This is a genomic window from Gilliamella sp. W8126 (assembly GCF_016102185.1).
Taxonomy (GTDB): Bacteria; Pseudomonadota; Gammaproteobacteria; order Enterobacterales; family Orbaceae; genus Gilliamella; species Gilliamella apis_A.
In genome coordinates this window covers 559,065-583,314 of sequence record NZ_JACFPE010000002.1, presented here as the reverse complement: position 1 = coordinate 583,314, position 24,250 = coordinate 559,065, and the positions used below count along the sequence as shown (strand labels likewise).

The window sequence follows — 24,250 nt, the reverse complement described above, 5'->3', positions numbered from 1 at the left end:
TCCTTATTGATAATTACAGTGCTGATTCATCAGTTTCACCGGTACGAATACGAACAACATGTTCTAGTGGAGTAACAAAAATTTTCCCATCCCCTATTTTTCCAGTATAAGCCGCTTTAGTAATGGTACTAATTACCTCATCAAGCAAATCATCACTAATTGCGAGCTCAATTTTAACTTTAGGTAGAAAGTTGACATTATATTCTGCCCCACGGTACAGCTCGGCATGACCTTTTTGTCGCCCAAATCCCTTAACCTCCGTTACGGTTAAACCAGTAATTCCAATATTGGATAGTGATTCTCTGACCTCTTCTAATTTGAAAGGTTTTATAACTACGGTGACAAATTTCATCCATTACTCCTTATTACTATTAATGTTATTTAAGTTAATGCAAGGAGCATGCCAAAATTAGTATAGAATGATTAACCATTGAAATATTTGCTATTTTTAAAATTGGTCGGTAATTATTGTTAAGTAAAAAATTTTGAGGAAAGGGGTTTTTAAAGATAAAAATAAGCTTTCTATCGCACCAATTTGGTGCTTATGCCTATTTTTGGTGCCGATAGATATTAATAATCAGAATGTTACCATTAGTTTGCGATATTCGTCATAAGCAAAATGATCAGTCATACCACTAATATAGTCTTGAATTAACCGGCAACGATAATAAAATTCCCAACATTTAAAGTTACAATGCCCTTTGTCCAATGATGCAATAGCTTGTTGATAAGCAACACAATGTTTTGCCGATAATTTATGATACAACCTTGTTTCGATAGGATAGTTTTTATGATTACTTGTTTTGGCTAAGTTAATAAAATCATCTGTTGACATATTTAGCAGTGGACTATAAATATCCAACAAACCCGTTATTATTCTATAACCTTGTAATTCAATATTTTCAACCATTTCATGATTAAATATATGTTCAAATCCAACTGTTTTGAATATATTCAGTAATTTATACTCAGCTTCATGATCTTCAAGTAAAGCGTGATTAAATGAACCATGATAGATTGTTTCAATATTTTCAATGAATCGTTCTGCCGCATGAGGTACCAATTTAGCAATAGTATTTACCCGTAAATACATAAAGAATTGGTCAATACCTATCGCTTCAAATTCATTTTTTTTCAAATTGTCATAAGGTTTATTAACAACTTCATCAAATAAATCCCCTTTTTTAACTGGGCCCCATGCTTCTTTTAAATAGTGATAAAGCTGTTGCACAGTCAAAATTTTCTTTTCTACAGCATCTTCCAGATCGGCAATACAGTAGGAAATATCATCCGCAGCTTCCATAATATAAGTAAGAGGATAGCGGTGAAATGGTTGAATATCCAGTTGCTGTGATAATTCATTAACAAAAGATTCTTCAGACAGATAGTATCCAGGTTTTTTCATCAAATAACTGAACTCATCTGGAATATCATTAGACCAATAAGCAGGTTTGGAATATTTTAGAATTGAAGCAATTTGTGAATAGGTCAAGTTAAGTCTTAGAATAGTATGAACTAATCTAATCGCTTGGGCATTACCTTCAAAATTTGAAAGATCTTGGCGAATTTTTAATTTTAATGATTTGAGTGATTGTGCATCGCTCTCATTAATATTAAGTATTGGGTAGCTTGAATCTTTATTAATTCCCAAACGCGCATTAAACCACTGATTGATCGCAGCTTCACCAAAATGGCCAAATGGTGGATTACCAATATCATGCATTAAACAAGCCATTTCAACTAAGCTTTCTATAGACATGACAGATTTATCTAGGCCAAACGTCTTTAATTTTCCAGAGAGACTAAGACGATTGACAATCTCCTTGACCATATAACGACCAACTTGTTGTACTTCCATTGAATGAGTAAGCCGAGTTCGCACAACAGAATTACGCTCTAAAGGAAATACTTGTGTTTTCTGCTGTAAACGCCGTATAGCTGCTGAATTAAGAATGCGACCACGATCACTTTCAAAAAAACGCAAGACAGAATATTCATCAAATGCTTGTCGTTGTTTACTGGCATATCGTTGATAATTAATTTTTTTATTAAAATCGATCATATCGCAACCTGAGGTTCAATCAGCTATAATTTCTGTTTTGCCCACTCGATTGGTGAACCATATTCTGCTGGTAGCATAGAAGCAAGTTGATTTAAAGCGTCGATCAATTTTTGACGATGTTGATGGCTTAAATTGATATGGCCAACTTTACGCCCTACTCTTACTTCTTTTTCATACCAATGCAAATGAACTAAATCTACCGCTAACCAATTAATGTTGAATTCAGTACCAATTAAATTCACCATCACTGATGGACAAAAAACATCTGGTTTAGGTAACGGTAAATCTAAAATAGCCCGTAAATGTAATTCAAATTGGCTAATAGAAGCACCGTTTTGTGTCCAATGACCACTATTATGTACCCGTGGGGCCAATTCGTTAATTAATAAGCTATCACCAATGACAAAACATTCCATTGCCATAACACCAACATAATTAAGCTTATGCATAATCTTTGCTAGCATCTGCTCTGCGCTTGTCTGTAATGTCTCATTTTCACATGGGATAGCAACACTCATTTTTAATATGCCATCTTGATGCAAATTATTAGTCAAAGGATAAAAAACTGTTTCCCCTTTGGCATTTCGTGCACCAACCAGCGACACCTCTTTTTCAAAAGGAATCGCTTGTTCAACAATAGCATTTTTATAAATATCATTCGGTACAGTAATGTCATCATCTATAGAAAGTCGCCATTGCCCACGCCCATCATAACCACCGGTTCGACGCTTAACAATTAGTAAATCACCTAAGTTTTCAAAACAATTCGGCCAATCATGCTGATTATTAACAGCAAACCATTTAGCTGTTGGTAAATTCAGTTCATCAAGTAACTGTTTTTGAGTTAAACGGTCCGCAATAATAGGAAATACATCTCGATTAACAAACTGAGGATGACTAGCTAAAATTTGCGTAAATTGGGTTTCAGGCCAACGTTCAATTTCAGCAGTAATAACAGAATCTTGATAAGGGATCGATGCAGGTTCAACATCTAGTCCTACAGGATAAACATGAATACCTAATGGTTCACCTGCCTGTCGAAGCATACGCCCTAACTGGCCATTTCCTAATACACAAACAGATCGAATTGTCATATTATATCGCTACTCTCGGATCAGGATTATTTAAAACTTCATCAGTTTGACTTAATCGCCAATTAGATAAACGTTGATAAATTTCTTGGTTATGTAATGCCAGAATTTGCGCAGCTAATAAGGCTGCATTTGCAGCTCCAGCTTTACCAATAGCTAAAGTTCCAACAGGAATGCCTTTTGGCATTTGCACGATTGAATAAAGACTATCCACACCACTTAATGCTGCACTTTGAACCGGCACGCCTAAAACAGGAACTAAGGTTTTTGCTGCTAACATACCCGGTAGATGAGCTGCACCGCCTGCACCAGCGATGATAACATCAAAGCCTTTTGTTTTAGCATTTTCAGCAAATTCGAATAATTTATCTGGAGTACGATGGGCAGAAACAATTTCAACATGATAAGTAATGGCTAAAGTATCTAAAATATCAGCAGCATGCTGCATAGTAGCCCAATCACTTTTCGACCCCATTACAATGGCAATTTTTGGTTGAGTATGCATAGATGATTATAAGGAGATGTAAATATTAAGTGTCGAAAGTATACACTAAAATTCGATAAATGGGATAGCAAGAACTATGACTTCTTATCAATAAGTTTAACTCAATATTCGGACAATTTAAGCTAATGCATAAATAAAACACTTAATTTCATAATACAAAGTTATTAAATCCGCCAATATATGGCGGATAATCATATAAATTTATGAATTAACGGCAGCAACGATTTTAATTTCAATCAAATACTCTTTTTTCATTAATCCTGCCTGAACAGTACAACGAACTGGAGCTTTCCCTTTCACTACCCATTCATCCCAAGCTTTGTTCATGGCTGGAAAATCACTTTTATTTACCAAAAAAAGGGTTGCATCTAAAATGCGACTTTTATCACTATTCGCTCTTGCTAAAATTTTATCTATTTCAGCTAAGGCACTTTGGGTTTGCGTATAAGCATCATCACGCAAATCTGTTGGTACGCTTGTATAATAGATCACATTATTATGGATCACCGCTTCCGACCATCTATCTTCGGGATCTATACGAGTAATTGTCATTATATTTTCCTTAAAAACTTTTTATTAAGATACTTTGATGAAATCAGCTCGTAATTTTTTGATCTCATCACGTAAAACACCTGCTTTTTCAAATTCTAGATTTTGGGCGGCTTCATACATCATAGCTTCAAGCTCTTTAACTCTTGCTTGAACTTCTTTGACCGAAACATAATTATACTGTCCACCTGGTTCAAAAGCTTGTACTTTAGCCGTAGCTTTTTTCGTGCTCAAACCTGCATCTAAAACATCTTTAATTTCTTTACGTACTGATTTTGGTGTAATACCATGAGCTTCATTAAAATCTTCTTGTTTTTTACGACGGCGCGCTGTTTCGTCGATCGTTTTCTGCATAGCCGGAGTAATTTTATCGGCGTATAAAATCGCTTTACCATTCACATTTCGAGCTGCACGACCAACCGTTTGGATTAATGAACTTTCTGAACGCAAAAACCCTTCTCGGTCAGCATCTAAAATTGCAATTAATGATACTTCGGGAATATCCAATCCTTCACGTAATAAGTTGATACCGACTAACACATCAACCTTACCAAGACGAAGATCGCGTATAATTTCCATTCGTTCAACGGTATTAATATCCGAATGCAAATATTTAACATTAACATTATGTTCAGATAAATAATCAGTTAAGTTTTCAGCCATACGTTTAGTCAAAGTGGTGACTAATACTCGTTCATCTTGATTTATTCTCACTTTAATTTCAGATAATAGATCATCAACTTGAGTAGCTACCGGCCTAACCTCAATAATTGGATCTAATAAGCCTGTAGGTCTAACAACCTGCTCGATAATTTCACCACCCGATTTTTCAATTTCATATTTAGCTGGTGTTGCTGAAACATAAATTGTTTGTGGCATTATGTTTTCAAATTCTGAAAATTTTAGTGGTCGATTATCTAATGCTGATGGTAAACGAAAACCGTATTCAACTAAATTAAGTTTCCGTGATCTATCACCATTATACATCGCCCCTAATTGCGGAATTGCCACATGAGATTCATCAATAAATAATAATCCGTCAGCCGGCAAATAATCAAATAATGTTGCTGGCGGATCTCCTGCTTTACGTTGAGCTAAATATCGGGAATAATTTTCGATTCCTGAACAGTAACCAAGTTCAGTCATCATCTCTATATCAAATAGAGTCCGCTGAGTTAATCGTTGTTCTTCTAAAAGTCGATTATTATCCAACAAAACTTTTTGGCGTTCTTGAAGCTCTTGCTTAATTTCAGCAATCGCATTGTCCATAATATTTCTTGGGGTGACATAGTGCGTTTTGGGATAAATTGTAATACGAGGTACCTCATTAATCGCATTACCAGTTAATGGATCAAACATAACTATCCGTTCAACTTCATCATCAAAAAGCTCAACACGTACAGCTAGTTCATCAGAATCAGCAGGAAATATATCAATAACATCACCTCGTACCCGAAACGTACCACGACTAAAACCAATTTCATTACGGGTATATTGTAATTCCGCTAAACGCGTTAAGATTGAACGCTGATCAGTGATGGTACCTCTTGCCAAATGTAAAATCATGGACATATAAGTTTCAGGCGCACCTAATCCATATATAGCAGACACTGAAGCCACAATCACTACATCACGGCGTTCTAATAACGATTTAGTAGCCGATAAACGCATTTGCTCAATATGCTCGTTAATTGAGGCATCTTTCTCAATAAATGTGTCTGTAGAAGGCACATATGATTCTGGTTGATAATAATCATAGTAAGACACAAAATATTCCACTGCATTATCTGGAAAGAATGCTTTCATTTCACCATATAACTGCGCCGCCAAAGTTTTATTAGGTGCTAAAATAATAGTTGGGCGATTATGCTTGGCAATGACATTGGCCATAGTAAATGTTTTACCTGAGCCTGTAACACCTAATAATGTTTGATGTGCAATCCCATCATCAAGATTTTGATTTATCCGATCAATTGCCGCAGGCTGATCACCAGCAGGTTTAAAATCAGAACATAATTTAAATTTTCTCATTACTCGCAACCTAAAATTTTACCTATTAATAAAAATTATCCCCAAAAACACTTGACCTTTAGAAATGTTATATTTTTTGCTCAGTTAAGCTAAAAGAATGTAAAGGCGTCTTAACAAACAACCCTTGATTTATTATAACCAATTGATATATATAAATATTTAAAATCATGCTTAAGTTGTAATCAAATCAAATAAAAACCTGATGAACATTGAGGTTAACACACTTTTCAATAAACTACTCACAGACTTATCCACAGGCATAGGGGATAACTTGCTAAGTATAGTCAATATAAACTTTTTTCCAGATTTTGACTAAATTTCGCACAGTTTTAAAAATTTTTTTTATTGGTTGTTTCTATTTTTAAAACTTAGTTTAATAGTTTTTGCCTAAGAAATTATTTCATACTTTCTATTTTGTATTGATAGCCAACAGGCTCATTAGGCACAAAAGTTAATCGATGAGTGATGCATTTTGGCGCATCTTCTGTATGATGGGAAACAAACAATAATTGTGTATTACCTCTATCAATTAAATTATCAATCCAACTTTTGACCAGTTCACGATTCAAATAATCTAGTCCCTGTAATGGTTCATCTAAAATAAGTAGCGTTGGGTGTTTAACTAAAGCCCTAGCAATTAGGACTAAACGTTGCAAACCCCATGAAAGTGATTGAAATGGTTTCTCTGCTAACTCCGTTAAATCCAATAATTGCAACCACTGTTTAACTAATTTTAATTGTTTATCACTGGGGGCTTGATATAAGCCAATTGAATCAAAATAACCCGATGCCAATACATTTTCTACACTTAAACTAATTCGGTAATCAAGATGAAAACTACTACTTACATAGCCAATATGACGCTTGATATCCCATATGGTTTCACCTGAGCCTCGTTTACGTCCAAATAGTGTTAAGTCATTACTATAACCTTGAGGATGATCACCTGTTATTAAACTGAGTAATGTGGATTTACCTGCTCCATTTGGGCCAATAATTTGCCAATTTTCATTAGCTCTAACTTGCCAACTTAATCCATTAATAATTGCTTTACCATCATATTGAACAAAACCATTATTTAAAATAATCCGATCTAAATCGTTAGGTAATGGCACAGAAATTTCATCTGGATCTGGTAAAGTAAAATTAGATAAATGTTCTAAATTAGCAAGTTGTTTGACGGCTACGTCATCTAATATGGTGTCTTTTGTGCCATATTTCAATAGCTGACAATTAGCCAGTAATCCAATATATTTAACAAATAGCGGAATTTCATTAAAACGATTTAATACCATTACAATAGTAATATTTTGTTTTGATAGTTGGCTAAGTATTTCAGCTAAATTAGCTCGAGAGGCAACATCTAAACCATCAAATGGCTCATCTAAAATTAATAGTTCAGGTTTACTCATTAATGTGCGACAAATTAAGGTTTTACGTGTTTCTCCAGTGGAAAGATATTTAAAACGACGATTTAAAAGATGTGCTATACCAAATTGTAATGCTAAATTTTCACAAAGCGTTTGATCTTGATTATATTCTTGAATAATCTCAGACGTAGTTAATCCAGTATCATCTTCTTTATCACTTAGCATGTCAGTATTATTTCGTTTCCATTCATCATCGATTATTTTTTGTAAGTACTCAAAGGAGATGTGGGCAATTGATTTAAAACGATTAATTACTTTCCCAGATAATATTGTTTGATCACCAGCTAACGCTTTGGCTAATATTGATTTACCCGATCCATTTCGGCCGACAAAAGCAACAATATCGCCAGCATTAATCATCAAAGATTCGATAGTAAAAACGCGGAAATCACTAATTTTATATATTGTATTTTCAATTTGTAACATAAATACCTCAAATGACTAAACTAATGTGGCAATGATAATATGCTGAGGATCGATAGATATGGTTGTTTGCTGACCTTCAATTAACTTTACACGATTAACCTCGCTGGTTAATTTGCTTGCGTAAAGTATCATTCCTGATGGTAATGAAAATGAAATTTCAGATAACTGACCATCAGTGACTATTTTTTCTACTTGAACCGTTAATTGATTTTCATTTAAATCATTCAATTCAATCAAAGGTGATTTGATAAGTAATAGCACAGTTTTATTAATATCTATTTTTAGGCGTTCAACACTTTGCTGAGTAATATAAGCTTTTAGTTCTGTTTGATTATCATTCAATTTAACCTTTACAAATCCGGCAATATTATTGGTTTCAATACTTACAACACTGCCATAAATTTGATTACGAGCACTGGTTTGCAATGATAATTTAGCAGTAATTTTTAAAATATCATCCAACGGAATATTGTCATTATTTAAAATATTAAATGCATTATACTGTAGCTGAGTTAATAGATCATAAAGCTGTATAAATCTAACTGCGTAAGCACTAAGCTTGGTTCCTCCACCATTTTTTCCTCCTGTGGCAGTAATCAAAAAGGGGATTGGTGCTAAACTATTGATTTCATTAACCGCATCCCATGCTGTTTTATAACTTATACCGATTTGTTTGGCTGCTTGACTTAATGAGCCAGTTTGCTCTATCGCTTTTAGTAAGGCTATTCGCCGTGGGTCAGTAAATAGTTGCTGATTTAAATTTAAAGTTAATAAAATTTCTGGTGACAACATTACTTCGTGCCTTATTAGATTAAATGAACCATTATTCATGATAATGTTGTTCTATTGTAGACGTTTTTTTATTTTTCACCAAAAATTGTCCTCATATCGTTTTATGATCAATAAAATTTCGCTAACGAGTAAAGATTAATTGTACATTATAGGTAAAGTTTGATAGCATCGTTATGTATTATATTATATAACGAGTATGAAAAATAACATGGAAAGAATCATTGCATTACTACTATCATTAACAACTTTGCTTGTTAGCTTATCAGCAACAGCCAGTCAAAAAATTACAGTATTTGCTGCAGCCTCATTGACGAATGCAATGCAAGATATCGCAACTAGTTATAAAAAAGAGCATAAAGATACCGAAATCGTATTTTCATTTGCTTCTTCTTCAGTATTAGCTAAACAAATTGAACAAGGTGCTCCTGCAGATATTTTTATGTCAGCAGATCAAAAATGGATGAATTATCTTATTGAACATAAAATTACAACAGAAAAACAAAATTTGTTAAAAAACGGCTTAGTTTTAATAGCGCCAAAACAATCTAAATTAGACAAAGTAGATATCAATGCAGAGACTAACTGGCAAACAATTTTACCCAAAGGCGAAAGATTAGCTGTCGGTGATCCTGACCATGTCCCTGCGGGACTTTATGCTAAAGAGTCTTTAACTAATTTAGGCGTATTTGATAAATTGTTACCACAAATGGCTCCAGCAAGTAATGTTCGTGATGCGTTAATGTTAGTTGAACGCAATGAAGCTACATTAGGGATTGTGTATAGCACTGATGCAAAAGTAAGTGATAAAGTGAAGATCGTTGGTAATTTTCCTGCCGATACATTTAAAGCTATTGAATATCCAATAACATTATTGAAACCTGAAGCAAAAGAGTTTTATCAATATTTAAATTCACAAACAGCACAAAATATTTTCCAAAAATATGGTTTTTTAACTAAATAGTATTTTGAAAAGATGATATTAACTGAATTTGAATGGCAAACATTGCTGCTAAGCTTAAAAATAGCTGGAGCAGCAATAATCTTTAGCCTACCATTAGGGATCTTAACTGCTTGGATTTTAGCAAGATGTCAATTCATAGGTAAATCATTGTTTGATAGTATTGTTCATCTTCCATTAGTTTTACCGCCTGTTGTTTTAGGCTATCTACTACTTTTGACGATGGGACGTCATGGTATTATTGGTGAATGGCTAAATAACTATTTCCATCTCAGTTTCAGTTTTAATTGGCAAGGTGCTGCCTTAGCCTCTGCTGTGGTGGCATTCCCTCTTATGGTCAGATCGATTCGATTAGCGATTGAATCAATTGATTCAAGATTAGAAAAAGTCGCAAGAACCCTTGGCGCTAAACCATTTCGTGTTTTTATAACCATTACTTTACCATTAGCATTTCCGGGTATTTTAATGGGAACCGTACTTGGTTTCGCGCGTTGTCTAGGTGAATTTGGCGCAACAATTACCTTCGTTTCAAATATTCAAGGTGAAACTCGTACAATTCCTTTGGCTATGTATACCTTATTACAGATCCCTGATGGCGAGTCCGGTGCATTACGGCTTTGCATTGTTTCGGTAGTATTATCATTAATTGCCTTATTTTTATCAGAAATGCTTAATCGTTGGCATAAAAAGAAGTTAACAGGATAGTTCGTCATGTTAAATATAAATGTGAGCAAAAAACTCGCCTCGTATGCTTTCCAGTTTAAACATGGAATTCACTGTCATGGCGTGACGGCAATTTTAGGTGTCTCCGGTTCAGGGAAATCAACACTGATTAACCTTATTAATGGTTTGATTAAACCAGATATCGGTTATATTAAACTAAATCAAACTACTTTGGTTGATACTGAAAAAGGAATTTTTACAACCCCAGAAAAAAGACAAATTGGTACTGTCTTTCAAGATGCATTGCTTTTTCCCCATTATAAAGTATTAAAAAACTTAATTTATGGTGCAAAATCATTGAATACAGAAAGATTTGACGAAATAGTTTCGGTACTCAACATTGGTTCACTTCTTAATCGTTATCCAGCAATGTTATCGGGTGGTGAGAAACAACGTGTTGCCATTGGTCGAGCGCTATTAGCTGAACCAAAATTATTACTAATGGATGAACCACTCTCAGCTTTAGATATGCCTCGTAAAAAAGAGCTATTAAGTTATATTGATAAACTAGTAAATGATCTCAATATCCCTATTGTTTATGTAACGCACAATATTAATGAAGTTAAACGCATTGCACAACACGTGGCGGTTTTAGAGCAAGGGAAATTACAAACCTATGGTGATACTGAACAAATTCTACAAAGTGATTATTTGAAAGAGTGGTTATAAAGTTCTAAAGTAGCGCTATTTTTTTCTTGTTTTATATACGAAATGCCATCATGCCAAGCTCCTAACACAATTCTAGTTGCTGGCTCGTCATTAATATAAAGATGATGTGTAGCAGGTTTATGTGTATGTCCATGAACCATAATACTAGCGTTATTGGCAATCATCATATCAATGACAGCTTTTGGATTTACATCCATAATAGTTTCAGATTTGATTTGATTATGCTGGCTGCTCTCTTTGCGTAATTTAGTAGCAATTTTTAAACGTATTTTTAATGGTAGTAATAGAAATAATTTTTGTAGCCATTTTTTATGCATGATTTTGCGAAATTTTTGATATTGAGGATCATCAATGCAAAGCAAATCACCATGCAGAAATACAATATTTTTATTCTGATTAACTAAACAATTAATATCGCTTAATAAATTCATATCACAGCGTTTAGCGTAATGCTTACCAATCAAAAAATCACGGTTCCCATGTACAAAGAATTTTTTAATATGGCGTAAGGTGAGTTCTTTTAAAGCATCAGCAATTTGATTATGTAATATTGACTGTACATCATCACCTACCCAATAATCGAACAAATCACCAAGTATATAAAGCTCACATTGATTAGGTAATTGCTTAAGAAAAGACAAAAAACCTGCTGTTATATCAAAATGATCTACAGCAGGCTGATTGTCTGCAAGATGAATATCAGCAATAAAAAAACGAACCGGATTATTCAACCGTTACACTCTTAATTATGACATCTTCTACAGGAACATCAGAATGCATGCCACTACGACCAGTTTTAACCGCTTTAATCTTATCAACCACATCCATACCATCGACAACTTCAGCGAAAACACAATAACCATAGCCATTGATATCCGATGAGCGATAATTTAAATAATCATTATCAACGACATTGATAAAAAATTGTGCTGTAGCAGAATGAGGATCACTAGTACGAGCCATGGCTAATGTACCACGATTATTTTTTAAACCATTATCAGCTTCATTCTTAATTGGAGCTTTAGTTTTTTTCTGTTTCATACCAGGTTCAAAACCACCACCTTGAATCATAAAATTATTAATGACACGATGGAAAATGGTATTGTTATAAAAACCTTCTTGGCAATATTCAACAAAATTTTTTACCGTTTCTGGAGCTTTATCTTCAAAAGTATTAATCTTAATATCGCCTAATGAAGTATGAAATATAATCATAAAATGTTCCTTAATTTCATTTTATTACGTAAAAATTGTTAAAAAGGTGAGCAATATCTTTTAATATGCTTACTCACTAAATCTTTCACATGCTTCTAATGTATTACTCATTAACATTGCTACCGTCATCGGCCCAACACCGCCAGGAACTGGCGTGATCCAGCCGGCTCGCTGGCTAGCAACATCAAATTCCACATCACCAACTAATTTACCATCAGATAAACGATTAATACCAACATCAATCACAATAGCACCCGGTTTTATCCATTCGCCCTTGACATAATTAGGTATACCGACACCTGCCACAACAATATCAGCATTACCGACATGCTTTGCTACATCCACTGTTCGACTATGGGTGATTGTGGTTGTGCATCCTAAAAGTAATAGCTCTAATGCCATAGGGCGACCAACAATACTCGATGCACCAACAACTGTTGCATTTAAACCCGATAAATTAATACCGGTTGATTCTAACATCTTAACAACCCCATATGGTGTACATGGCCGTAGTATTGGATCACGTTGTAATAAATGGCCAATATTATAAGGATGAAAACCATCGACATCTTTACGAGGATCGATACGCTCTAGCACTTTAGTTTTATCAATATTATCCGGTAAAGGTAATTGAACTAAGATACCGTGAACATCGGAGCGTTGGTTCAATTCATCAATTAATGCTAATAATTCATCAGTGGTTGACGATGGAAAATCATAAGCAAAAGAAGCAAAACCAACATCATCACAAGCTTTTTGTTTATTTTTTACATAAATTTTCGAGGCAGGATCCGAACCAACTTGTATAACAGCCAAGCCGGGAACAGATAAACCTTGTTCAGTACGTTTTTTTACTTTTTGAGCAATTTCATTGCGTATTTGCAATGCTAACGCTTTGCCATCAATTATATTTGCAGTCATAAGCCGATTACTTCTTTTACCTGATGATTGTAGATTAAGATATTCTCGCAAAAGTTTTGATTATTGTCTATTCACTTGTCGGCCGATTGACTAAGTTCTGTTAAAATCTGTTGATATTGTTGGTCCACATCCGTAATAACCGAGCAAATATGTGCATCAAAGGCTTTAAGTTTTGGTTTTTGAGCCTTCCATTCATTTTTCGAAATATCTTTAATAGCGGCGATGTTTTTAAATAAATTAAACTCTAAAATACTGCCGCCGATAACATTATAAAAAATACGTTCACCAATATCGTGCCCATCTTTTTTTAACTTATTAAAATTTTGATAATAAAATTTTGTGCTGCCATTCTCGCTAATAAGGGAACCATGTAATAGTTTCACTAATCTTTTATATAATTTATTTAATTCGCTATGCAGTTCACGATCATCACTCAACTTTTTGGTGATTGCCTGATCAAAAGCAACTTTTACTTCAGACAATAAGCTTAATGATTGCTGCTCTAGTTGAGGTAATTGTGAGCGTAAACCTTTTTGAAACTGATCAAGTTTTTTTCGCAATGATGGATTTAGTGATATTATTTTTTTATTCAATATCACCTGACCATCATTCATAATAGATAAATCATTAGATTTATTATATATATGGATATTGTCTTTATTTATTACAATGTCGTAACTTGGTTTTACAGGGCACTCTTTTTGTGCTGCAAACGTGGTTATCGATAAAGTTAATGACAAAATAAATATTAATTTTTTTAACATACTGACATCCATTTAATGGTTGAAATTAAAATTATAGCGAGTAATATCAAATTAGCACTATTTTTGAGGCTTAAAAAACCCCTTTCCTCAATATTTTTTTGTTATAACAGGTAAAATATTCAATAAAGTATCTAAATGATTAAAACGTATACCTTGCTAACTTTGCAAGCGTAATATCAATAGGTATAATCTATTATATCAACTAGATTTAACTACTTTTTTTTATTTAAAACTGAAGTATAGTTGATCCAACAATTAAATTTAACTATTAGAGGTGAACTATGTATGCTGTAATTTTCGGACGTCAAGGATGTCCATATTGTGTGCGAGCTAAAGAGTTAGCAGAAAAATTATCACAAGAACGAGATGATTTTTCATATCGTTACGTTGATATCAATGCTGAAGGTATTACCAAAGAAGATCTTTCAAAAAGTGTTGGTAAACCAGTTGAAACCGTACCCCAAATTTTTATTGACGAAAAACCAATTGGTGGTTGTACTGATTTTGAAGCATATGCCAAAGCGAATTTGGGATTATTTCAAGAATAAGCAGTAAACCTAATTTCACAGCAGATAACGCATTTCGAGCGCTTATCTGCTGTTATCGACCTGGTAATTTTTGCCATGTAACTTCATTGCGCAAATATGTTGGCTCAACATCTTCAACTTTAACCACTTCCTTTCTTAACCATTTTTGCTGAGCGATAACCACCAAATCTTGTGCTTCAGGTAACAACACTTCACTTGGTTTAATCATTGCTAACATATTAGGATAAGTTTGCCAACCAGTGCCAGCCGAATAATCTTCATTATCAATACTTTTGATTTTAGTTACCACATCTTCAGGTTTAATTACACATTCAGGAGTGATCGCTTGCCATTGTTGATCTTGATAATGGTATTGTCCTAAATAGACTTCTCCCATTCTAGCATCTATTGCTGGAATAACTTTAGTTGCATATTTAGTTCTATAAGCACCTTGTGCTAAAGTTTGCAATGTCGATACAGCTATCATTGGTACATCAATACCGAGAGCTAAGCCTTGAGCTACTCCAATCCCTATTCGCACTCCAGTAAAGCTACCCGGACCTTGAGCAAAAGCAATGGCATCTAATTGTGAAAGACTACACCCAGCTTGATGCAAAATATTATCAACCATAGGCAAGATTTTCTTGGTGTGATCTCGCTCTGAAATAATGAAATCATGAGTGATTTCATTTTGATAAAATAATGCGACTGAACAAGCTTCTGTTGAAGTATCAATGGCTAAAATAGTACTCATTTGTTTTCCAAATTATCGATTATCGATTCACTGTTAGATAATAAAAAATTGATGACCTTATTTATATCTCGCGTTCTTGGCGAAGGTGGTAAGCTATTAATAAATGTTGCGCCATATGGTCGCATGACTAATCGATTATCGCAAATAATAATTGCTCCACGATCATTGTGATGGCGAATTAATCGCCCTACTCCTTGTTTTAAGGTAATAACAGCTTCAGGTAATTGGACCTCATTAAATGCATCACCACCTTGCATTTGGCAATCTTCCATTCGAGCTTTAATTAAAGGCTCATCAGGTGAAGTAAAAGGTAATTTATCAATAATAACACAAGAAAGAATGTCACCTCTAACATCTATTCCTTCCCAAAAACTGCTAGTTGCAATTAATAGAGCGTTACCACTATGAATAAACTGTTCCAATAATTTTACTTTACTGGTATCACCTTGAACTAAAACAGGTAGTTTGGTTAATTCTCGAAACTGTGTCGCTAAGGCATTCATCATAGCATATGAAGTACAGAGGAAAAAACAGCGACCTTTGTTAGCTTCAATAACGGGTAATAAAATATCAACCAGTTTTTCAGCATTACCTTGTTCATTTGGTGATGGAATATAACGCGGCACACACATTATTGTCTGGTTGTTATAGTCGAAAGGACTTTCTAAAATCAATGAGTCAGAATTGGCTAACCCCAAACGTTTGGTGAAATAATCTAATTGATTATCAACGGATAAGGTTGCTGATGTAAAGATCCAGCTCCCTTTGCGCTCGATTAATAACTCTGCAAATTTTTCAGCAACCGACAATGGTGTTAATGCGAATAAAAAAGAACTATATGAGCTTTCATACCAATAACTAAAACCAGATACATGTGTTTCTGTTAGACGCTTTAGCAATAGTTGATACTGGTTAACGCGATCAAAACAATTATCTAAGGTAGTAGAGCGCCCTATTGCTAATAAAAGAACTTCTTTGCAAAAATCAAGAGCATCAAATAAATAAGATAATTCTTGTTTAATTTTAGCTTGATTAAATAAATAACGTAGATTGCCTTTATTATTTTGCTGATTTATTAATAATCGTAAATCTTGGGTACATTTTTGTAGTTTATCAGCACATTGCTGTAACTGAGACATATCTTTGACTTCGGTTCGATAAGCTAAATTTATCTCTTTGGCTAAATCAAAAAGTTGTCGGCTGGTTAACTGTTCCCCAAAATAATGGCATGCTAAGTCTGGAAGTTGATGAGCTTCATCGAATATCATCACATCAGCTTTAGGAATCAATTCACCAAACCCTGTATCTTTTACCACTACATCCGCTAAAAACAGATGATGATTGACCACAACAATATCAGCATTTAACGCTCGCTTACGAGCTTTAACCACATAACAATCATTATAGTGCTCGCATTCACTTCCTAAACAATTATCATTAGTACTAGTTAAAATTGGCCAAATTGGATTATCTTCGGTTACCGTTGTACATTTACTAATATCACCGTCTTTGGTTTTAATTGACCAATTTTTGACACGGACAAGGTCTGTACGTAAATTCTTATCTAAATCACCGGCAGCTGCGTATTGATGATACATACGTTCTAAACAGAGATAGTTGGCTCGACCTTTAAGAAGTGAAATTTTACCGGTATAGTCCAAAGCTTTTTTGATAATCGGCAAATCTTTACTATACAACTGTTCTTGCAAATTTTTTGAGCCAGTTGAAATAATGACTTTCTTTTCACTTCGTAATGCAGGAACTAAATAAGCAAAGGTCTTACCTGTACCGGTTCCCGCTTCAACTACCAGTGATTGTTGCGCTTGTATTGCTTTAGTGACTTTATTTGCCATCTGTCTTTGTGGCGATCTTGCAACAAAACCATCAATAGCTGTCGCAAGTAAACCATTTTCTGCAAAATCATCAATCACTTAAAATACACCTAATCAAAAGATAAGCCCTATTTATATCTTCTAGAAAATTTGTTAAAGAAATAATTAACGTTAGTAAAATATAACGTCCTCTTAAAATAGACATGAAACAATAGTCATGAAATTGGATAATTAACCATCAAGACAACGAGGTATACTATACCAATAACCAAGGCAAAAATATATACATGAACTTTAACTATAAATAAAAAGCTTAATTAGAAATAGATTGAAATTTTTCTAATCTATTAACTAAATAAGCTTGAAAGAAACAAAATTATTAACCTAATATTATTTTTTAAATTTAGTTTTCAAATAAATAATATAATGTTTTATTCCTGCTAGATATTTCTTTTGCCTAAACATTAATTTTGCATAAGCACGGATTGAAGAAGTTTTGTTATCGTTATATAAAGGTAATAACATACTTTTCCAAGGAGAGTTAGTAAAATAATGATTAAATAAATTAGTTTTATAAGGTTGATGCCATGGTTTATTTTTAGTTATATAGTGAATTATTTTAGTATTTTTTTCAACTTTAGCATCTTCATTTCCATTAACAGATAAAGCTGTTAAATTATTAAAATCAGAAGATAATAATAATGTTTTCTCTTTTAAAACAATATTTAAAACATCTTGATCTGCAAATGTATATACATTACCGTCATTAATCAACTTAAATGTTTTTTCTGTTAATTTATTTTTATTCCACAATAATGTATTAAAATATATAACGCCTGCATTAAAATACTCACCATAAGGAATATCATACATTTTACCTTGGCTATCTTGCATATACTCCATATCTGCAACTACTGCTGCTAATTTATTATTTAAATCTTTATTGAAAAGCTCTTCTAAATTACCCACACATAAGGTATCACAATCTAAATATAAAACTTTGCTTGTTATTTTTTCTAAAACTTCAGGAACAATAAATCTTAAACATGTTGCAATTGATATTCCTAAAACTAATGTATCGGAATTTACTGAGAAATTACTATCAATTTCATAACAAGTTATGGTGCAATTAAGTTGTTTCGCTAATGTTTCAAATTTAGATAAATTTTGTTTAGAAAGATTATTAGTAAATAAATGAAAATTAATGGCAATATTCGGATTATTTTCAATAACAGACATCAAAGATAAACCAGCAGGCATTGCATAATTATCATCGAAACAATAAGCAATATGATATCCTTCAGTAATCTGTGCTTTTTTATTTAAAACTAATGTATTTTTTAAAAATTTATCACTATAGTGCATATTATTTTCCATACAACTAAAACCATTATTCTATTTGTTATAATAAATTACTTTTTAAATACTTTGTGTTTTAAATATAAAAAATAATATTTAAAAGCTTTGAAATATTGATGCTTGCTAGCTAACAACTTTGCATAACGTCTAGTAGTTGAGGGCGCATTCTCGTTAGCTAATAATAATTTTCGGTTAGCCCATGGTGAAGCAGCAATATAGCGTTGATAAAGGGGGGTTAAATATAATTGGTACCATGGTTTATTGCCAGTTACGTAATGAATTATAACCGTATCATCACTTAAAACGCTATCTTCCTTTCCACCAACTGTAAGCGATGTAAGTTGATTAAATATCTTAGGTAGAAACTGAGTTTTACCTTGCATTAATATATTCAGAACATCCTGATCGGCAAATTTGTAAACTTTACCACTATTTATCATTGCAAAAGCTTTTTCGGTAAGATTATTATCTACCCACATATCAGTATTGATATAAATCATACCCGCATTAAAATATTCGCCATATGGAATATCACAGGCTGAACATTGTTTTTCTTGAGTTTTCTCTACATCAGGCACTACAGCGGCATATTTATCGGATAAGTCGGTATTGATTAAATGATTCAGATTGTTAGTACAAAGAATATCACAATCTAAATATAACACTCTGGATGTTATTTTATTTAACATTTGTGGCACTACAAAACGTAAGCACGTTGACGCAGAAACATGTAACACTAAAGTATCTGGATTTATAGAAAACTCATCGCTAACTTCATAACAGATTATTGTGGTGTTTTTTTCACTTAATTGATGAAATTTTTGTATTTTCTCATCAGATACGCTGTTGGCAAATAAATGAAAAACCAAATTTTTATCGGAATTATTAATCATAACTGATGACATAGCAATACCTGCTGGCATTGCATAATTATCATCAAAACAAAAAGCAATATGCACTGTTTCTTGTGATTCAATTGTATGACTAAATAAAGTAGTGACCTTACTAATAAAAAGATTTTCTGCTAACATGAAAGCTTGATGTCCAAAATTTGAAATTTGGTTTATTGTAACATAATCAATTTTTATGAAAAAATTAAATATGAACATAATTTTATATAACTATTTTGTAATAACAAAATAGCTATGTTATATTTTAGAATAATGTATTAATGAGTATTTGAAATGAATAATAGTATTATTAATGTTGTATATTGTACTGACCCGAATTATTTAGAACATGTTGGTGTATCTATTACTTCAATCATACTTAATAATAAAAATCATAATATTCATTTTCATGTTTTTTTATATGATGTTTCAGAAGAAGATAAAAACAAGCTGAAGGAAATTAGTCCTTTAATTAATCTTTATTCTATCCCGACAGATGAGTTAGATAAATATTCTGAAATTCAGAATGATAAGATAAAGCATATAAATCGCTCAATGTATATCCGCTTATCTGTACCAAGATTATTACCTGATTATGTTGATAAGTTTATTTATTTAGATGCAGATATACTATGCTTCAGTGATATATCTTCTATTTTGAATATCGATATTGATTCGGTAGTTTGTGCTGTAACGGCCGACTCTTTAGACGTAAATAATATGTTACAAAATACAAACCGTTTAGGTTTAGCTGCTGAAAAATATTTTAACTCTGGTTTTTTATACATAAATACTCAAAATTGGAAAAAATTTGATACAGAAAATAAAGCTAACCAAATATTATTATCTCCGCAAAATTATAATTTTATATACCCAGATCAAGATGCATTAAACATTGTTTTGCAAAAACAAATTAATTTTATTGATGTAAAATGGAATTATTTATTTACTTGGATGGATGACCAAGAAAAAGAATCTTTTTTCCATAATAAACAATCATTACCTTATTTTGTGCATTTTACTGGTGCAAGAAAAATATGGTATCAAGAACATACTGGGATAGCCCAAAATATTTATTGTTTTTATAAACATTTTACTCCTTGGTCCACTCAATCATTAAAATCCTATAAAAATAAAATGCGTTCTGTAGATTATAGGATATACGCAAAGCAATTCTTAAAAAGAGGAAAAATAATTCAATCAATTAAATATTACATAACTTATTTAATAAAATTATGTAAATAAAATAACTTTTTAAAAATTTGTAAGGGATTTAATGTTCAATCACTTAAAAAAAATAGATTTTTTTAATCATAAAAATCAAAAACTGCTCATCATTTTTTATTTTTTAGTTATTTTGATAAGTTTTTACATCATAAACATTCAAAATCTAAAAAATTTTAACTATACTTTTCTTATATATTTGTTTTTTCTACTCATTCCCCAAAAATATAGTTGGATAAGAAATTCTATATTTCTTGTGTTCAACTTTATTTTAGGTATTGAATTATTTTTCAGTATTAAATATGGATACATTTCGGAATCGCTTCTAAAATCAGCCTTGGAAAATGACTCCGAGCAAAGTGTTACAATGCTTCAACAAGAAATCTTTCCGATCATAATTCCAGCGATACTATTTTCAATAATATTTACTTTTAATATCTATAATAAAATTCAATTAAATTTAAATAATAAATTTTTATATTGGACTTCGATTTTTATTTGTTGCTTCTTCTTATTCAAAAATACGTTCTACTATTATATATCAGATAAACGTCATGTAAGAGATTTTCAAATAGATCCTTTCTTTTCGATGAATAAATCAATTCGGATGAAATATCCTATCGTAATTGGAAACACTTCTATATTATTAGCTTCCTATTTTGGTTTTAAAGAAAAATACACAAATGTAATTGAACACGAAAAATATAATCAATCAATAATAGATAATAATTCAATTAGTTATGGAAAATATAAAAATATTATTCTCATTCTTGGTGAGTCCGCATACAGAGGTCGACATAGTATTTATGGATACGAAAAAAATACAACACCAAATATGAGCAAAATTTTTTCACAAAAAAACAGTTGTGTTATAGAAAAAGCACATTCACCAGCTTCAATAACAAGAGATTCGATTCCAATGTTATTGTCATTTGCTAAACCCAATAATGAATTGCCTTTATTAGAAGAAAAAAATATTATTGAAATGGCAAATACACAAAAATATCATACATCTTGGATTTCAAAAACTCGAGAATCAGGCCCTCATAGCAGTAAATATTCAATAATTGCTAAACTTAGCAATACATTTATCGAAAATTTAGAAGATGATCTTGAACTACCAGAGAAGTTAATTGAAACTAACTTTCAAAAAAATGAAAATAATTTCATTGTTCTTCATTTAGCTGGAAGCCATAAACCTTATAATCTTGGTTACGATCAGTTAGATTTACAAGATCTACCTAATGTAGATAATTACGATTTAACGATACATCATACAGATAGAGTGATAGAAAAAATTTATAATACTTTAAAAGTGAATCTGGATAATTTCATTTTAATTTATACACCTGATCATGGTGAAATTGTTGATTTAGGGCATGGGTTATTAAGAAAATCAGAAAGTTTTAGTAACCAATTTGAAGTACCGCTAATGATATATTCAACATACGATGATTTTCCTTGTAATGAGATAGAAAATTACAGAAATAATGAAAAAATGGTAAATACCTCAAATATTGTCTATTTATTTAGTAAACTACTGGGTTATTCAGTAAATATTGATCATTCATTAATAATGAATGATTTAATATTATCTGTAGATGGACAACCTTATGAATATCAGAGTTTTATTAAAAAGTATCAATAAGTTCCAAACTAAATAGACTTTTGGTGAAACCATTTATAAAAGTCTATTTAAATTTTAATTGTTATCATTTATATATATATAAATTAAATTGAGCAAATTAATCACCTAATTTAATTTACTTTCGTAAAGTTTTGCATATAAACCATTTTGCGATAATAATTCTTGATGGTTTCCTTGTTCAATAATTTCACCGCTATCGATAACTATAATTTTATCAGCTTTTTCAATTGTAGATAATCTATGTGCAATAACAATTGATGTGCGACCTTTTTGTAATTCATCCAATGCTTTCTGTATCGCATTTTCTGATTCCGAATCCAATGCTGATGTAGCTTCATCTAAAATTAAAATTGGAGTATTGCGTAATAAAGCCCTAGCAATGGCAATACGTTGACGTTGGCCTCCAGATAATCGTGTACCATTTTCTCCGACTATAGTATCAAAACCTTTTTCAAGTCCTGTTATAAAATCATAGGCATAAGCTTTTTTTGCTGCTTCTTCAATCTGACTTTGTGAATATTCCCCCATTCGTCCGTAAATAATATTATTTGCTATGGTATCATTAAATAAATGAACATTTTGAGAAACTAAACCAATTTGGTTTCGTAAACTATATAATGTGAAATCTTGGATATTTAAATTATCAATTAGAATTTGGCCATCTTCAATATCATAAAAGCGAGTAATTAAACTTGCTATTGTGGTCTTCCCGGAGCCTGAACGCCCAACTAAAGCAACAGTTTTACCATGCTCTACTTTAAAATTAATATTTTTTAATGCTGGCTCTTGTCTTGTTTCATATGTAAAAGAAACATTTTTAAATTCAACATTACCTTTCACACGTTCAATAGTAATATCACCACTGTCTTTTTCAATGGGTTGTTCAAATATTGAAAATAAAGTCTGACATGCAGCCATCCCTTTTTGAAATTCAGCGTTAACATTGGTTAAACTTTTGATCGGTTGCATTAAAGCAACAAGTGAAGAAAACACAACAATAAATTGTCCCGGTGTAATATTCAATTCCGGGTCACTAGCCATTAACAAAACAAAAGCAATCGCAAATGAAATAATAAGCTGAATAATTGGTGTAGATAGAGCGGAAATAGATACTAGGCGCATAGTATCTCTACGAAATTTATTACTAACCTTTTCGAAGTTATTTGATTCCTCATCTTGAGCACCAAAAAGAAGAATTTCTCTATGACCTTTTAACATTTGTTCAACAGACATAGTGACATTACCCATTGAGTTTTGCATGTTTTTTGCCATTTTTCGAAACTTTATTGACACAAAGGTAATTAGACCAATTACAATAGGGGTAATAAAAATCAGAGATAATGATAGTTGCCAACTATTGCTAAACATTGTATAAAATAATCCAAAAATGAATGCAGATTCTCGAACAATAGTAATCAAAGCATCTGAAGACGAGGATGCTACTTGCTCTGTATCATATGTTATACGGGATAATAATCGTCCAGCTGAATTTTTATCATAAAAACTTACAGGAGAATCAACAAAATGGTTAAAAAGTCTTTGGCGTATTTTAAGTACAACCTTAGTTGAAATTAGGGAAAGAAAAAAAGAATACGCGTAATTAGCGACGCCACGAAGTAAAACTAAGCCGAAAATATATATTGGCGCCATAAATAAAAAATTCTGATCATTTTCGACAAAGCCTTTATCAAGCAAAGGTTGTAATATCGCTATAAGTGAAGTATCAGCAAATGCACTAGTAATTAATAATATTATTGCAAAAAAAAGCAACAATTTATTTTTAGCTATATATGGCCATAACTTAGAAAATGTATATAACGTAGAAAAATCTCGATCGATATCGTTATTAATAGTTGTGCTATTTTTTTTCATAATATAAT

At 32.1% G+C, this 24,250-nt stretch carries 23 protein-coding genes; 6 read left to right on the top strand and 17 right to left on the bottom strand.

The window, feature by feature from the left end:
• Positions 1 to 13 precede the first annotated feature (13 nt).
• The 8 genes from glnK to H3S74_RS06590 all read right to left on the bottom strand — a co-directional run bounded on the left by glnK (position 14) and on the right by H3S74_RS06590 (position 8,925).
• Complete coding sequence (gene glnK, locus H3S74_RS06625; protein ID WP_110453216.1) at positions 14 to 352, bottom strand: P-II family nitrogen regulator; 339 nt, start codon at positions 350 to 352, stop codon at positions 14 to 16.
• 225 nt (positions 353 to 577) lie between these two features.
• Positions 578 to 2,062 (bottom strand): dGTPase, encoded by a 1,485-nt coding sequence (gene dgt / locus H3S74_RS06620; protein ID WP_198247526.1) that lies wholly within the window; start codon positions 2,060 to 2,062, stop codon positions 578 to 580.
• 23 nt (positions 2,063 to 2,085) lie between these two features.
• Positions 2,086 to 3,150 carry a 5-(carboxyamino)imidazole ribonucleotide synthase gene (gene purK, locus H3S74_RS06615; protein ID WP_198247567.1) on the bottom strand — a complete coding sequence of 355 codons (1,065 nt, stop codon included), beginning with the start codon at positions 3,148 to 3,150 and terminating at the stop codon, positions 2,086 to 2,088.
• Between the two features lie 7 nt (positions 3,151 to 3,157).
• Positions 3,158 to 3,658 (bottom strand): 5-(carboxyamino)imidazole ribonucleotide mutase, encoded by a 501-nt coding sequence (gene purE, locus H3S74_RS06610; protein WP_110447513.1) that lies wholly within the window; start codon positions 3,656 to 3,658, stop codon positions 3,158 to 3,160.
• 201 nt (positions 3,659 to 3,859) lie between these two features.
• The gene (locus H3S74_RS06605) at positions 3,860 to 4,210 is read right to left on the bottom strand and encodes a RidA family protein (protein ID WP_086359936.1); all 351 of its coding nucleotides are present in this window, start codon (positions 4,208 to 4,210) and stop codon (positions 3,860 to 3,862) included.
• A 24-nt stretch (positions 4,211 to 4,234) separates the two neighbouring features.
• A complete protein-coding gene (gene uvrB, locus H3S74_RS06600) occupies positions 4,235 to 6,238 on the bottom strand; it encodes an excinuclease ABC subunit UvrB (RefSeq protein WP_086364025.1) in 2,004 nt (667 codons plus the stop codon).
• Between the two features lie 395 nt (positions 6,239 to 6,633).
• Positions 6,634 to 8,094 carry a molybdate ABC transporter ATP-binding protein ModF gene (gene modF / locus H3S74_RS06595; protein ID WP_198220601.1) on the bottom strand — a complete coding sequence of 487 codons (1,461 nt, stop codon included), beginning with the start codon at positions 8,092 to 8,094 and terminating at the stop codon, positions 6,634 to 6,636.
• A gap of 15 nt (positions 8,095 to 8,109) precedes the next feature.
• Positions 8,110 to 8,925, bottom strand: a complete 816-nt coding sequence (locus H3S74_RS06590; RefSeq protein WP_198247525.1) for a TOBE domain-containing protein — start codon at positions 8,923 to 8,925, stop codon at positions 8,110 to 8,112.
• Positions 8,926 to 9,082: 157 nt separating this feature from the next.
• Here H3S74_RS06590 and modA point away from each other — a divergent pair, with 157 nt between their 5' ends.
• From modA to modC, 3 genes are read left to right on the top strand one after another with little or no spacing between them, the layout of a single operon-like run.
• Positions 9,083 to 9,847 (top strand): molybdate ABC transporter substrate-binding protein, encoded by a 765-nt coding sequence (modA, locus tag H3S74_RS06585; protein WP_370527330.1) that lies wholly within the window; start codon positions 9,083 to 9,085, stop codon positions 9,845 to 9,847.
• Positions 9,848 to 9,859: 12 nt separating this feature from the next.
• Positions 9,860 to 10,549, top strand: a complete 690-nt coding sequence (gene modB, locus H3S74_RS06580) for a molybdate ABC transporter permease subunit (RefSeq protein ID WP_198247524.1) — start codon at positions 9,860 to 9,862, stop codon at positions 10,547 to 10,549.
• Positions 10,550 to 10,555: 6 nt separating this feature from the next.
• Positions 10,556 to 11,236: a molybdenum ABC transporter ATP-binding protein gene (modC, locus tag H3S74_RS06575; RefSeq protein ID WP_198247523.1), complete on the top strand. Its 681-nt coding sequence runs from the start codon at positions 10,556 to 10,558 to the stop codon at positions 11,234 to 11,236.
• On the opposite strand, the gene H3S74_RS06570 is transcribed toward modC, so the two are convergent.
• The 4 genes from H3S74_RS06570 to H3S74_RS06555 all read right to left on the bottom strand — a co-directional run bounded on the left by H3S74_RS06570 (position 11,215) and on the right by H3S74_RS06555 (position 14,136).
• Positions 11,215 to 11,967, bottom strand: a complete 753-nt coding sequence (locus H3S74_RS06570) for a UDP-2,3-diacylglucosamine diphosphatase (RefSeq protein WP_086364030.1) — start codon at positions 11,965 to 11,967, stop codon at positions 11,215 to 11,217. The genes modC and H3S74_RS06570 overlap by 22 nt on opposite strands.
• A complete protein-coding gene (gene ppiB, locus H3S74_RS06565) occupies positions 11,960 to 12,451 on the bottom strand; it encodes a peptidylprolyl isomerase B (protein ID WP_110447507.1) in 492 nt (163 codons plus the stop codon). Before ppiB ends, H3S74_RS06570 begins: the two co-directional genes overlap by 8 nt.
• A 69-nt stretch (positions 12,452 to 12,520) precedes the next feature.
• Positions 12,521 to 13,372: a bifunctional methylenetetrahydrofolate dehydrogenase/methenyltetrahydrofolate cyclohydrolase FolD gene (folD, locus tag H3S74_RS06560; protein ID WP_198247522.1), complete on the bottom strand. Its 852-nt coding sequence runs from the start codon at positions 13,370 to 13,372 to the stop codon at positions 12,521 to 12,523.
• 71 nt (positions 13,373 to 13,443) lie between these two features.
• Positions 13,444 to 14,136: a DUF2884 family protein gene (locus tag H3S74_RS06555; RefSeq protein WP_198247521.1), complete on the bottom strand. Its 693-nt coding sequence runs from the start codon at positions 14,134 to 14,136 to the stop codon at positions 13,444 to 13,446.
• Between the two features lie 281 nt (positions 14,137 to 14,417).
• On the opposite strand from H3S74_RS06555, the gene H3S74_RS06550 reads away from it, so the two are divergent.
• Positions 14,418 to 14,684: a GrxA family glutaredoxin gene (locus tag H3S74_RS06550; protein ID WP_065579308.1), complete on the top strand. Its 267-nt coding sequence runs from the start codon at positions 14,418 to 14,420 to the stop codon at positions 14,682 to 14,684.
• A gap of 52 nt (positions 14,685 to 14,736) precedes the next feature.
• On the opposite strand, the gene tsaB is transcribed toward H3S74_RS06550, so the two are convergent.
• The 4 genes from tsaB to H3S74_RS06530 form a co-directional block, all read right to left on the bottom strand.
• The gene (tsaB, locus tag H3S74_RS06545) at positions 14,737 to 15,417 is read right to left on the bottom strand and encodes a tRNA (adenosine(37)-N6)-threonylcarbamoyltransferase complex dimerization subunit type 1 TsaB (protein WP_198247520.1); all 681 of its coding nucleotides are present in this window, start codon (positions 15,415 to 15,417) and stop codon (positions 14,737 to 14,739) included.
• Positions 15,414 to 17,348, bottom strand: a complete 1,935-nt coding sequence (locus H3S74_RS12695) for an ATP-dependent DNA helicase (RefSeq protein ID WP_198247519.1) — start codon at positions 17,346 to 17,348, stop codon at positions 15,414 to 15,416. Before H3S74_RS12695 ends, tsaB begins: the two co-directional genes overlap by 4 nt.
• A gap of 291 nt (positions 17,349 to 17,639) precedes the next feature.
• Positions 17,640 to 18,626, bottom strand: coding sequence for a glycosyltransferase family 8 protein (locus H3S74_RS06535; RefSeq protein ID WP_110447502.1), 987 nt, complete (start codon positions 18,624 to 18,626; stop codon positions 17,640 to 17,642).
• A gap of 35 nt (positions 18,627 to 18,661) precedes the next feature.
• The gene (locus H3S74_RS06530) at positions 18,662 to 19,639 is read right to left on the bottom strand and encodes a glycosyltransferase family 8 protein (protein ID WP_181414639.1); all 978 of its coding nucleotides are present in this window, start codon (positions 19,637 to 19,639) and stop codon (positions 18,662 to 18,664) included.
• A 153-nt stretch (positions 19,640 to 19,792) separates the two neighbouring features.
• Between H3S74_RS06530 and H3S74_RS06525 the strand changes: the two genes are divergently transcribed.
• Together H3S74_RS06525 and H3S74_RS06520 are read left to right on the top strand one after the other, a co-directional pair.
• Positions 19,793 to 20,743: a glycosyltransferase family 8 protein gene (locus tag H3S74_RS06525; RefSeq protein ID WP_110447500.1), complete on the top strand. Its 951-nt coding sequence runs from the start codon at positions 19,793 to 19,795 to the stop codon at positions 20,741 to 20,743.
• A gap of 346 nt (positions 20,744 to 21,089) precedes the next feature.
• The gene (locus H3S74_RS06520; RefSeq protein ID WP_110447499.1) at positions 21,090 to 22,370 is read left to right on the top strand and encodes a phosphoethanolamine transferase; all 1,281 of its coding nucleotides are present in this window, start codon (positions 21,090 to 21,092) and stop codon (positions 22,368 to 22,370) included.
• Between the two features lie 105 nt (positions 22,371 to 22,475).
• Here the strand turns inward: H3S74_RS06520 and msbA are convergent, their stop codons facing one another.
• The gene (gene msbA, locus H3S74_RS06515) at positions 22,476 to 24,242 is read right to left on the bottom strand and encodes a lipid A ABC transporter ATP-binding protein/permease MsbA (RefSeq protein ID WP_220000040.1); all 1,767 of its coding nucleotides are present in this window, start codon (positions 24,240 to 24,242) and stop codon (positions 22,476 to 22,478) included.
• Positions 24,243 to 24,250: the final 8 nt, after the last annotated feature.